This is a genomic window from Citrobacter sp. R-1.5.2 (assembly GCF_035064245.1).
In the GTDB taxonomy this organism is placed as follows: Bacteria; Pseudomonadota; Gammaproteobacteria; order Enterobacterales; family Enterobacteriaceae; genus Citrobacter.
In genome coordinates, this window is sequence record NZ_JASEYC010000034.1 from 1 (window position 1) to 11,535 (window position 11,535).

Below are 11,535 nucleotides of genomic sequence, written 5' to 3' on the forward strand. Positions count from 1 at the left end.
GTAAGCAGAGTTTTTGAAATGTAAGGCCTTTGAATAAGACAAAAGGCTGCCTCATCGCTAACTTTGCAACAGTGCCACATAAACAGCTTTTTGGTCAGGGCGATAACCTGCGGGTTAGGCGTAAAGAGTTGCATAATCGGCTCGGCCAGCAAAAAGATAATCAGGCTGAGAGAAAAAGCCACCAGCAGCCCCAGCCGCCAACTTTTAACGCCCTGCCGGTAGGCGGATTCTATTTCCCTCGCCCCCACTGCGCGGCCAATAATAATCTGCGAGGCCTGGCCTATCGACATCGCAAACAGCGCCACGAACTGGCTGATGGTTGACGCATACACTTTGGTGGTTAGCGCCTCGGTGCCGAGAAAGGCGATAATGGCGGTCACCACCAGTTGCGACCCGGCGTAGGAGAGATTCTCCCCGGCTGACGGCAGACCAAAACGCAGAATCGCCCCCAGCATTTTGCGCGAGCACTGCCGCAGCTTCTGCCAGCGAAACACGTAGCCGATGTATTTTTTCAGCATCCACGCCGACATCAGCATACCGATGACGTTGGCAATGCATACCGCGATCCCAACGCCGGTGACGCCCAGCCCAAGAAAGCTGAGCTGGCCGTAAAGAAACAGGTAGTTAAATACCACGTTTACCACGCTGACGGTGATCGGCACCAGCATCGCCTGACGCACAAAGCCGTGGGTACGCAGAATAGGTAAGATTGACGAATATAGCGCGATAATTACCGAAATACCGCCGATGATGCGGATAAACGGCGAACCCACCACCACCAGCTCATCGCTTAGCCCGAGCATCCGCAGGAAGGCATCGCCAAACAGCACAAACACCAGGCTCATCGCGACGCCGATCAGAAACGCCACCACCAAACCGTTGGTAATCACCCGCTCAACGCGCCGAAAACGCTTCGCGCCCAATAGCTGCGCCACCACGATCTGTACACCGACGGTGAGAAAACCGTAGAAGATCACCGAAATGGCGAGGATCTGATTAGCGACCCCGGTGGCGGCGACCGCCTCATCCGAATAGTGCCCTAACATGAAGACGCTGACGTAGCCGAGCATTAATCGCAGCAGCTGTTCGACAAATATTGGCCATGCCAGAGTAAACAGCCCCAGCCGAACCTGACTTTCCATGCCCGTCATCGCTGACGCTCTCCCTTTTTCAGTCTACACACGCACCCAACGCGGGATGATCAACCTTCTACACCCAAGGCGTCTATCCGAACATTGCGCTGGCTTTCAAAATCAGAAAAACACACGGTGGTAGGAGGAGATTCCGGGGTAAAATCGTGTTATATCCAGAGCCTGGACTCTGTAGCAATACTTTGGGGAGTTATCGAATGAAACGTGCATTATCGGCTCTCGCCCTGCTGCTCACCAGCAGTTACGCACTGGCAGACGCGTGTGACAACGCCAACACGCAGGCCGAGCTGAACAGCTGCAGCGCTGAACAATATCAGGCGGCAGATAAGAAGCTGAATCAAACCTGGCAGGACGTGCTCAAGCGCGCCGAGCCCGCGCAGCGCGATTTACTCAAGAAGGCCCAGAGCGCATGGATTGCCCTACGCGACGCGGACTGCGCGTTTATGAGCTCCAGCAGCCACGGCGGCAGCGTGCAGCCGATGGTCAACAATCAGTGCCTGACGGATAAAACCAACGAACGTGAAGCGTTTCTCGCCTCACTACTGCAATGTGAAGAAGGCGATCTGAGCTGCCCGCTACCGCCAGCCAGCTAACGTACGCGAATACCGTCGATGATAATCCGCTGGACGTTTTCGACGGTCTGCTGGAAGAACGCCTCGTCACGCAGCGTTTTCCCGGTGACCGCCTCCACCTGAGTGGCAAAATCGGCATAGTGCTGGGTGGTCGCCCAAATCATAAAAATCAGATGATGAGGGTCGATGGGCGCCAATTTTCCGCTCTTCACCCACGCCGCGATAATCGCCGATTTATCGGCCACCAGCGTTTTTAAATCGCCGGTCAGCTCATCCATCACCAACGGCGCGCCCTGCAGCATCTCCAGACAGAACAGCTTCGACGCCTGCGGGTAATCACGCGATACCTCAAGTTTGAGACGAATGTATTCGCTAATGGCAACCAGCGGTGCCAGATCTTCGCGAAAAGCACGCAGCGGCGCCAGCCAGATATCGAGGATCTGCTGCATCACGGCAACGTACAGTGCTTCTTTAGACGGGAAATAGTAGAGCAGATTGGTTTTTGACACCCCGGCCAGCTCGGCAACCTGATCGAGGCGCGTGCCATGGATCCCATACTGGGAAAAGGTGTTCAGCGCGGCGGTGAGAATGGCCTGCTTTTTGGCGCTAACCGCCTGAGAACGTTTGCCGCTTTTCTTTACTGCATTCAGAGCCATACGCCCTCTCCTTGTGATTTTCTCCTATTTTGCGGGTAGCGAGGGCCGGCTTCAACCGGAAAAAGAAACCGCCGGTAAAACCGGCGGTTAGGTGAGAAACCATAACGTCATGCGCCGTTAGGTGCCGCGATGACTACCATGGCTGTTTTTCCCGCCTTTTTTGCCCGCTTCTGAGGCGCGCTGGGGATCGTTTTTAAAGTTCCCGCCGCTATGCTGGCCCCCCTTACGACCTGCTTCTGATGCTCTTTCCCGGTCTTCAGCGAAGTTACCTGAACCGCCGCGATGGTTTGCCATTACTGACCTCCAGTTGAGAGAACGACATCGTGCATTACGTAGATGAAAAGCGTAATCACCCGCGATATAACGCGGTAGTGATAAGCATAGTCGCCGTAGGGGTGTGAAACGGCAGCTGGTCATATTTTGACATATCTGCCGTCAGGTTTTACCCGCTGACGCCGGGGTGTTCCCCTAATCAACTCTTATCATGGGGGAAAATCGGCGACAGAAAAATGTGACATTATGCGTCAGCCGCACCTCGCGAGGTTACTTCAGCACGCCCACATAGCTGCCGTCTTTCATCAGCCGGACTTTGCCGGTGCGCTTGTGAAATACCAACCGGTACGGCCCCTGAATATAGACGTCAGCATCGGCGTTATATTCCGCCTTCTCTGCCGCCGCGCCGTTCACCGTCACCCTATCGCCCTGCCGGGTGACCGTCACGCCGAAGCCTTGATAAATTTGCTGACTGGCCATCTGCGCGTCCTGCGCGATCGCCGGGGCTGATACCAGCGAAATCGCCAGCAGGCTCGCGCCCATCATGACAGCCACCGCTATTTGTTTCTTCATGCACCTACCGTTGTGTGTGACCCACCAGCGCATATTCTCCGGGAATGAGGCGCAAAAGTTGTTGATAACAATCAACCAAATAAATAGTTAATCGCCAATATTATTCATCATAGTTATTAATGAGTTACTGTTTTGATGCACCGCAGAACCGGCCTTCGTTTAAAAAACAGGCAATCGCGTTGTTTAAGCGAGAATTTACTGGCGTGATGCAGCGAATCCGTCAGCACGGGCTATGCTTAAGGAAGCTTGTTACGTAACCAACGAATTTGACACAGGAGAGTTAAGATGAGTGGAAAAGCAAGTGTTCTGGTGCTCTATTATTCCATGTACGGACACATTGAGACGATGGCTAAAGCCGTCGCGGAAGGCGCAAATAAAGTGGACGGCGTTGATGTCGTCGTCAAGCGCGTACCGGAAACCATGCAAGCAGAAGCGTTCGCCAAAGCGGGCGGCAAAGCGCAGGCCGTCCCGGTCGCCACGCCGCAGGAGTTAGCCGATTACGACGCCATTATTTTTGGTACGCCAACCCGATTCGGCAATATGGCCGGACAAATGCGCACCTTCCTCGATCAGACCGGCGGCCTGTGGGCGTCCGGCGCGCTGTACGGCAAACTGGCCAGCGTGTTTAGCTCAACCGGCACCGGCGGCGGTCAGGAACAAACCATCACCTCCACCTGGACTACGCTCGCCCACCACGGTATGGTGATTGTACCGATCGGTTATGCGGCGCAAGAACTGTTTGATATCTCGCAGGTTCGCGGCGGCACGCCGTATGGCGCTACAACCATTGCCGGCGGCGACGGCTCACGTCAGCCAAGCCAGGAAGAGTTGTCGATTGCCCGTTATCAGGGTGAATATGTCGCTGGCCTGGCCGTTAAACTCAAAGGCTAATTAAGGGAGAAGAGAGATGCCCACACAAGAAGGCAAAGCACATCATATAGGTGAATGGGCGAGCTTGCGTAATACCTCGCCGGAAATTGCCGAAGCGATTTTTGAACTCGCAAAGTATGACGAAAAAGTCGCGGAAAAAATCTGGGAAGAAGGCAGCGATGCCGTTCTTGAGCTGGCCTTCCGTAAAACAGACAAAGATGCGCTGTTCTGGGGCGAGCAAACCATTGAACGTAAGAACGTTTAATTCGGACCTGACCAAATAACATCCCAGCCCGACTGAGCATCACGCGACGCCGGGCTGTTTTTTTATACCGTCACTCGACGCTGCCAGCGCTTCGCCACCCTTTCCAGCCCAAAACAGAGCAGATAGTAGACCACGCCAATAAAGACAAAAATGGCCGTCGGGTAGATTTGTACGCGGTTATTCACCTGCCCGGCCACGGTCGTCAGCTCCGGGACGTTGACGATAAACGCCAGCGAGGTATCTTTCAGCAGGCTGATGAAAATCCCCACCAGCGACGGCAGCACGTTGCGCAGCGTTTGCGGCAACAGAATTAACCGCAGACTCTGTCCGGCGCTAAATCCCTGAGTGAGTGCCGCTTCATACTGCCCCTTCGGCAACGCCTGCAGCCCTGCCAGCACCGAGTGCATCACCGACGCCGCGGTAAACCAGGCCAGCGCTAAGGTCACCGTGACCGCGCCGGGTAAATCGCTGCCGGTCAGCATTGGCAACAGGTACCACAGCCAAAAGATAACGAATATCAGCGGAATACCGCGAATAATCTCCGCCCACAGGTACAGTAAACGCCGCGTGATGCCGGGGAATCGCCATGCCGCACAGGCCAGCAACACGCCACCCGGCAGCGCTAATGCGCCCGCCCCCAGCGCCATCATCAGGGTCAGCGCGACGCCGCCCGGTTCGCCGTCCGCCAGTCGCCCCCACAGCAGATAGTCGAGGTTATCGACAATGACCGCCAGATTAGCGTTCATGCTGAATCCCTCCCTGCACATCCCTAACCTGACGTCGCCGCTTCGCCTGCCCTACTGGCTTTGGCCCCAGGCGGCTCAATAGCAGCCCCAGCACGATGCCGGTAAACAGGTACAGCACGGTGCCCACGGCAAAGGCTTCCAGCGCATGCGCGTTGTAGCTCTCTATCTGCCGCACCTGATAGGTCAGCTCGGCAAACCCAATACCGCTGGCCAGCGACGATAGCTTCATCAGGTTAAGATACTGGCCGACCACCGGCTGCCAGGCATTCGCCAGCCCCTGCGGCAACAGGATGTGGCGCAGCAACCCGGCGGTGGAAAAACCCTGCGCCAGCGCCGCTTCCCGCTGCCCGTTCGGTACGCTTTGCAGCCCCGCCGCCACCTCCTCAATCAGAAACGCCGAGGTAAAAACGCCAAGCCCCCATGCCGAGCAGAGAAATTCCGGCGTCAACCACCAGACGTCGCCGGGCAGAATCGACCAGTCATGCGGATCGTTCACAAAATCACGCATCCCCTGCGGCAGAAAGTTCCAGGCCGCGAAGTACCAGAACAGCAGCTGTACCAGCAGCGGCGTATTACGAAACAGCGACACCCAGCAGCCTGTAATGCCCTGCCCGAGCCGACCGCCCGCCAGCCGCAGCAGCAAAAACAGCGTCGCCAGTACGCTTGCCAGCACAATTCCCGCAAGGGAAACCCACAGCGTGGTGAGAAAGCCCGAAATAATCCATTGCAGAGGCTGCCCGCTGAGCACCCCGAGCCAGTCGAAATTGCTCATCACGCCGTCCGCTCCTGATGCAGCGGATCCAGCACCTTCTGTAGAAAACGTACCGCACGAGGATGCTGTGGCCGGGCGAAAAATGCCGCTGGCGGCGCCACTTCCAGCACGTCGCCGCCGTCGATAAACACCACTCTGTCGGCGATTTCGCGGGCAAACTGCATTTCGTGCGTCACCACGATCATGGTAATACCGCTGTGGGCCAGCGACTGCATCACGTGCAGCACTTCGCCAATCATTTCCGGATCCAGCGCCGAGGTCGGTTCATCAAACAGAATAATCTGCGGCGACGAAGCCAGCGCCCGGGCAATCGCCACCCGCTGCTGCTGCCCGCCCGACAATTGCGAAGGCATAGCGTCCGCTTTTTCCGCCAGCCCCACCTGCTGTAATAGCGCCAGCGCCCGCTGATGCGCATCGCTGCGCGTCCAGCCGTGAACCGACTCCAGCGCCAGCATAATGTTTTGCGCCGCCGTCAGGTGGGCATAGAGATTGAACTGCTGAAAGACAAAGCCAATCCGGCTACGCAGCTGGCGCAGCGCCCGGCCGTTGAGCTGGCGGGTGGCTTTGCCGTCCACCAGAATCTCGCCGCCGCTCAGGCTTTCAAGCTGGTTGATGAGGCGAATCAGCGTCGACTTTCCCGAGCCGGAAGGCCCAAGGATCGCCACCACTTCGCCGGGATTAATCGTCAAATCGATGCCGTTCAGCACGCGATGACTGCCGTATTCCTTCACCACCTGACGGAACTCCACGCTGGCGTTCTGCAGATGTGAAAAATCCGCGGCCTTCGCCGCGGAACGAGAGAGTAAAGCCGACAACATATTATTTTGCTTCTATGGTAAAGGAACGCGGCTGCGGCGCTTTCGTGGAAGGACCAAACCAGACATCATAAATTTTGGCTGCCTCGCCGGATTTCTCCAGCGCCACCAGCTCATCGTTCACCGCCTTCAACAGCGCCGGCTCCCCTTTTTTCACGCCCACGCCGATCTCTTCTTTACTCAGCAGATCCGGCAGGATTTTGAATTTCGCTTTATCCGGCGCTTCGCCCAGCAGGCCCGCCAGAATGGTGCTGTCCTGGGTAATCGCCTGCACGTTGCCGTTGCGCAGCGCGGTCAGCGCCAGCGGGATATCATCATAGGAAAGCACGCGCGCCTGCGGGAAGCGCTGGTGCAGCGTCTGCTCGCCGGTGGTGCCTTTCACCGCGCCAATACGCGATTTGCTGTAATCGTCGAGCTTATCGCCGCTGCTCGCTGGCACCAGGAACTGCTGACCGGTGACGAAGTACGGCGTGGAGAAATCAATCACCTGCGCGCGCTCCGGCGTGATGGTGATATCGGCCACGATCAGATCCGCTTTGCCAGACTGCAACAGCGGAATACGGTTGGCCGGGTTGGTCGCCACCAGCTCCAGCTTCACACCCAGCGATTTTGCCAGCGCTTTGGCGAAATCAACGTCGTAGCCCACCAGTTCATGGGTTTTGGCATCCACCGAGCCAAACGGCGGGTTTGCGTCAAAGGTGGCGACTTTCACCACCCCTTTCGCCTTAATATCCGCCAGCTGATCCGCCTGAGCGGTAAAGGTCGTGAAGCTGGCCGCCACCAGGCCGGTCACGATCGCGAGCTGTGCTACTGTCTGTTTTGTCTTTGCCATAATCTTTCTGGATACCCCTGTTTTTGTATTGTCTTTTTACGCTCCCACACCGTCTTCATCGGCACAAATAACGATTCGCTATGGCTTATAACGAAATATCCTTTAACGAAAGTGATTGTTATATAAAGGTAAAAAATTGATTAGCATGGCTTAACTGCGACAAAAACCGCAAATGCTTAGCGATATTTCGCATTTCCACAGACACCGGGTTTGCTGCTGAAATAGCAGGGAGAGTGCGAAAGATTAAGACGGTCTTAATACGTAAAAAAGGATGATTTCACAGAGTCATTGTTTCCCATCGTTACCAACAGACACAACAATCCGCAAGCATCGTCAGCATCAGGCAACCTATTATTAGCCCGACAATAAATGGGGACTCCCCCGTCTGATGCTTCGGCGTCAATTCAAATGCTTTATGGATGACTACAATGAAAAAATTTACCCGCACGGCTTTACTGGTCGCAACGCTCGCTGGCGCAACCTTCACCGCTCAGGCCGCTGATGTCGCAGCCGCTCCGGCTCCAGCTCAGGACCCGATTGTTCAGCACCTGAAGCTGACCGATGCTCAGGTTTCTAAAATCAAAACACTGCACCAGCAGCTGGAGAAAAACGTTCAGTCTATCTCCATGAAAGATGTTAAAGACGGCATGATCATCGATATGATCCAGTCCGGTAAATGGAACGAAGCGGGCGTGAAGCAGCAGCTGGCGGCATTCAGCAAAGTTGACCAGCAGGTACGCTACTACAAAGTGAAATACTACTTCGACTTAAGCCAGGTGCTGACAGCAGAGCAGCGTAAGCAGGTACAGAACGATCTGGCCCAGGCGGCAGCGGAGTAAGTCCATGAAAAAAATCACTCTGATGCTGGGAGCATGCGCTATGTTGATTTGCGGCGCAGCAACGGCGGCTAACGGTCAGGCTGTCAGCAAAGCGAAAACCGCCTGCCAGGACAACCCTACGCAGTGCGCTCAGGCCAAAAGCACGGCGAAAGCTAACGCACAGAAAGAGGCGAAAGCCGCGAAAGACGCCTGTGCGAAAAACCAGACCGCCTGTGACAACGCCAAAGCGAAGGCCAAAAGCGCCGCGCAGAAGTAAGTCGTTATCGTCATAAACGTTCGAACGCGGTGAGCCCCCTCACCGCGTTTTTTTTGCCAAAACGCCCCCTGGGTGATAACTGCCTGATTCATACTACGAATTGTGACCTCTCACGCATTAACCACATTCAATCTACTGACATCCCGTACGCCTTGATCGTCGTCAAAAATAATCATACCGTCTGGTCGGTATGATTCGGGCCATGAATATGGAAGCCCAACACCGCAAGAAAGATCCGGTCCGTCTGCACCAACAATTGCTGGAATCCGCGGCAATGATTGCTGGTCGGGATGGCATTGCCGCCCTGTCGCTGAACGCCGTTGCCCGCGAGGCAGGTGTCAGTAAAGGCGGCCTTATCCACCATTTCCCGAACAAGCAGGCGCTAATATTCGCCCTGTTCGCGCGTCTGCTGGCAATCATGGAAGAAGCGATTACCGCGCTGATGCAACAGGATGGCGTGAGCTATGGCCGGTTTACCCGCGCCTATCTGAACTATCTGGCGGATCTCACGGACACCCATGAAAGCCGCCAGCTTATGGTTTTGTCGCTGGCAATGCCCGATGAACCGGTGCTGCGCAAATGCTGGCGCGACTGGATGCTGGAGAAACTGGCGCAGGGCGATGAGCTGGATAACAGCCCAACCGGCACGCTGGTGCGCTACGCCGCTGACGGCATCTGGCTTTCGGAGTTGACGGAAGGGATCACCATGAGCGCCGACCACCGTCGCGCGCTGGTTGACTCCCTGAATAAAATGACGCTTCCCGCGTGAAGCACAGACTGAGGCCGCGATGCGCTACAACATCAATGCCCGTTTTATCTACGACGCCACCGACGGAACCCTGACGCTGCCGCAAAGCGATGAACCGGACAGCCAGCTATCCCTCACCGCCAGCGCCCTGTTTAACTATTTTCTGCGCCATACCGAGATTGTCAGCCGGGAAGATGTTCTGAAAAAAGTCTGGGATGACAATGGATTAACCTCATCCAACAGCAATCTGAATCAGTATCTCAGCATGCTGCGGAAGACCTTTCGCCATTACGGCGTCGATAACATCATCGTCACCGTCTCGCGCGGCTATTTGCAGCTTAATCCCGAGGTCATTATCGAAGCGCTGGACGACGCGCCGCCGGTTTCACCACAACAGACGCCTGCCGAACCGCCGCCCGTTACGACAACGCCAGACGCACCGCGCTCCGCACATGCTCGCGGGATGTGCTGGTACATGGCCGGAGCCTGCTTGCTCACCATTGCCCTGCTTCTGGTTGCCTTCAGTCTGGTCGGCATCAGTGAATCCCAGCCTATCGCGCTGACCCGCCTCAGCCATAGCCAGTGCGAACTGCTGGCCAGCGATGAAATGCGACGTTCGGTCAGTGAAGAGTCCTACGGCAAAAACTTCGATGAGGTACGCCAGCGGCTGAATATTGCCTGTAAACCCGGTGAACGTTTTCTTTTCTTCTACGGCGATCGGCTCGAAACCAACGGGCTGGGGCGCGTGTTCCTTGCCCACTGCGCCATGCATGAAGATAACCCGTTCAGCTATTGCGATAACTACTTTTACTACTCCTGGAAGCCGTAATGAGACTCGCGCCGCGTCCGTTCTTTGCCCTCTGCGTTCTGGTATTTATTGCCGCCGCCGCGTTTAGCGCCTGGCGGCTGCTGCCTGCCGACAACGCGGGTGTCATGAGCTGTTCCACTAAGGGCATCATGCGCTTTGAGAACATGGACAAAGAGAACGTTAACGGCAATATTCACTTCAATTTTGGCGCGCAGGGTAAAGGCTCGATGGTGGTCGAAGGTTACACCGACTCCGCCGCCGGCTGGCTCTACCTGCAACGCTACGTGAAGTTTACCTACAGCAGCAAACGCATCTCGGCCACCGAGCGTCATTACCGCATCAATCAGTGGGAATCGAGCGCCTCCTCGATTGATGAATCGCCGAACGTGATTTTCGACTACTTTATGCGCGAGATGTCCGACAGCCACGACGGGCTGTTTCTCAACGCTCAGAAGCTCAACGAAAAGGCTATCTTGCTCAGCTCTATCAATTCACCGCTGTGGATCTGCACGTTGAAATCCGGCAGTAAGCTGAACTAACCCGTCAATCAAAAAAGACCATCCCCTTGTAGGGGCGTTCGCGACAGGCGGCCAGCCGCTGCGCCAGATTCCCCACATGCAGCTCCAGCTTATGGCCGTCAGGGTCGAGAAAATAGTAAGACGCCCCTTCACTGCGGTTATCTTTCCATACCTCAGCCCCCGCCTGCGCCAGCAGAGCCACCACCCCGGCAAACTCTTCTTCCGCCACGCTGAAGGCGTAGTGGGTATAGTCGCTTTCCTGAGGGGGCGTTTTACGCCGCTGCTCATCCAGCGACAAGCACAGCCACAGCGCCCCACAGGAGAGATAGGCTCCGCTATCCCAGCTGGCGTGCAGGCGCATTCCAGGTAACTGCTGATAAAATGCCAGGCTTGACGCCAGATCGCTGACCGCCAGCGTCAGATGATTCAATCCCTGCAGCATGACTTTTCCTCCCGTTATCAAACCCTGTTGTAAACTGTGATCGGCGACGCATCCCCTCCCGGCCTCACCTCATCACCGGCTAAAAAGCGCATTTTTTGCGTTTAGCCTGCCATCGGAAACCTGCGCCTCGCCACACTAATCCCCGCTCTATGTTACCCCTTTTTTGAAATCATTTAGCAATCCAATAACATTTCATCCCCCCGGAAAAAGCGGGCTAAAAATCGCCTTATTGAAGACCAAATCAGCACCGACATTACAGCATAAAGACATAAATAAACGCCCTAAAAAGACTAAATCACAGAGCTATATCCTAAATAATTACGGCACTGTTGCAAATAGTCGGTGGTGATAAACTTATCATCCCCTTTTGCTGATGGAGCTGCACATGAACCCATTCAA

Annotated in this window: 17 protein-coding genes; 8 read left to right on the forward strand and 9 right to left on the reverse strand. The window is 55.6% G+C overall.

Translation table 11 applies throughout. The features are described 5' to 3' along the window. On the reverse strand, positions 1-1,151 hold a 1,151-nt coding region (locus tag QMN38_RS25700), incomplete at its 3' end, for an MATE family efflux transporter (RefSeq protein WP_265869405.1). Between the two features lie 197 nt (positions 1,152-1,348). On the opposite strand from QMN38_RS25700, the gene QMN38_RS25705 reads away from it, so the two are divergent. Beyond that, positions 1,349-1,744: a lysozyme inhibitor LprI family protein gene (locus tag QMN38_RS25705; RefSeq protein WP_053390155.1), complete on the forward strand. Its 396-nt coding sequence runs from the start codon at positions 1,349-1,351 to the stop codon at positions 1,742-1,744. Here the strand turns inward: QMN38_RS25705 and rutR are convergent. From rutR to QMN38_RS25720, 3 genes are all read right to left on the reverse strand, one after another. After that, on the reverse strand, positions 1,741-2,379 hold the full coding sequence (rutR, locus tag QMN38_RS25710; protein WP_053390154.1) for an HTH-type transcriptional regulator RutR: 639 nt from the start codon (positions 2,377-2,379) through the stop codon (positions 1,741-1,743). The genes QMN38_RS25705 and rutR overlap by 4 nt on opposite strands. A 117-nt stretch (positions 2,380-2,496) precedes the next feature. After that, the gene (locus tag QMN38_RS25715) at positions 2,497-2,673 is read right to left on the reverse strand and encodes a con-10 family general stress protein (RefSeq protein ID WP_053390153.1); all 177 of its coding nucleotides are present in this window, start codon (positions 2,671-2,673) and stop codon (positions 2,497-2,499) included. 249 nt (positions 2,674-2,922) lie between these two features. After that, positions 2,923-3,225: a hypothetical protein gene (locus QMN38_RS25720; protein ID WP_053390152.1), complete on the reverse strand. Its 303-nt coding sequence runs from the start codon at positions 3,223-3,225 to the stop codon at positions 2,923-2,925. Positions 3,226-3,510: 285 nt separating this feature from the next. On the opposite strand from QMN38_RS25720, the gene wrbA reads away from it, so the two are divergent. Both wrbA and QMN38_RS25730 read left to right on the forward strand, forming a co-directional pair. Continuing rightward, entirely contained in the window at positions 3,511-4,116 is a 606-nt protein-coding gene (gene wrbA, locus QMN38_RS25725; protein WP_053390151.1) for an NAD(P)H:quinone oxidoreductase, read from the forward strand. Between the two features lie 16 nt (positions 4,117-4,132). Further along, the gene (locus tag QMN38_RS25730) at positions 4,133-4,360 is read left to right on the forward strand and encodes a YccJ family protein (RefSeq protein WP_053390150.1); all 228 of its coding nucleotides are present in this window, start codon (positions 4,133-4,135) and stop codon (positions 4,358-4,360) included. 62 nt (positions 4,361-4,422) lie between these two features. Here the strand turns inward: QMN38_RS25730 and QMN38_RS25735 are convergent, their stop codons facing one another. Genes QMN38_RS25735 through QMN38_RS25750 form a run of 4 tightly spaced genes read right to left on the reverse strand, consistent with a single transcriptional unit; the run spans position 4,423 to position 7,525 of the window. Further along, entirely contained in the window at positions 4,423-5,106 is a 684-nt protein-coding gene (locus QMN38_RS25735) for an amino acid ABC transporter permease (protein ID WP_053390149.1), read from the reverse strand. After that, positions 5,096-5,878, reverse strand: coding sequence for an amino acid ABC transporter permease (locus QMN38_RS25740; protein WP_053390148.1), 783 nt, complete (start codon positions 5,876-5,878; stop codon positions 5,096-5,098). Before QMN38_RS25740 ends, QMN38_RS25735 begins: the two co-directional genes overlap by 11 nt. After that, positions 5,878-6,696 (reverse strand): amino acid ABC transporter ATP-binding protein, encoded by an 819-nt coding sequence (locus QMN38_RS25745; RefSeq protein ID WP_053390147.1) that lies wholly within the window; start codon positions 6,694-6,696, stop codon positions 5,878-5,880. The genes QMN38_RS25740 and QMN38_RS25745 overlap by 1 nt, the downstream gene beginning before the upstream one ends. A gap of 1 nt (position 6,697) precedes the next feature. Then, a complete protein-coding gene (locus tag QMN38_RS25750; RefSeq protein WP_053390146.1) occupies positions 6,698-7,525 on the reverse strand; it encodes an ABC transporter substrate-binding protein in 828 nt (275 codons plus the stop codon). 428 nt (positions 7,526-7,953) lie between these two features. Between QMN38_RS25750 and QMN38_RS25755 the strand changes: the two genes are divergently transcribed. From QMN38_RS25755 to QMN38_RS25775, 5 genes are all read left to right on the forward strand, one after another. Continuing rightward, positions 7,954-8,364, forward strand: a complete 411-nt coding sequence (locus QMN38_RS25755) for a Spy/CpxP family protein refolding chaperone (protein ID WP_053390145.1) — start codon at positions 7,954-7,956, stop codon at positions 8,362-8,364. Positions 8,365-8,368: 4 nt separating this feature from the next. Further along, the gene (locus tag QMN38_RS25760; protein ID WP_053390144.1) at positions 8,369-8,620 is read left to right on the forward strand and encodes a hypothetical protein; all 252 of its coding nucleotides are present in this window, start codon (positions 8,369-8,371) and stop codon (positions 8,618-8,620) included. Positions 8,621-8,810: 190 nt separating this feature from the next. Then, complete coding sequence (locus QMN38_RS25765; RefSeq protein ID WP_064548968.1) at positions 8,811-9,389, forward strand: TetR/AcrR family transcriptional regulator; 579 nt, start codon at positions 8,811-8,813, stop codon at positions 9,387-9,389. Positions 9,390-9,408: 19 nt separating this feature from the next. Then, on the forward strand, positions 9,409-10,197 hold the full coding sequence (locus QMN38_RS25770) for a winged helix-turn-helix domain-containing protein (protein ID WP_014839978.1): 789 nt from the start codon (positions 9,409-9,411) through the stop codon (positions 10,195-10,197). Next, on the forward strand, positions 10,197-10,715 hold the full coding sequence (locus QMN38_RS25775; protein ID WP_014839979.1) for a FidL-like protein: 519 nt from the start codon (positions 10,197-10,199) through the stop codon (positions 10,713-10,715). Before QMN38_RS25770 ends, QMN38_RS25775 begins: the two co-directional genes overlap by 1 nt. A gap of 4 nt (positions 10,716-10,719) precedes the next feature. Here QMN38_RS25775 and QMN38_RS25780 read toward each other — a convergent pair whose 3' ends face one another. Next, entirely contained in the window at positions 10,720-11,136 is a 417-nt protein-coding gene (locus QMN38_RS25780) for a fosfomycin resistance glutathione transferase FosA3 (protein ID WP_014839980.1), read from the reverse strand. Between the last annotated feature and the right edge of the window lie 399 nt (positions 11,137-11,535).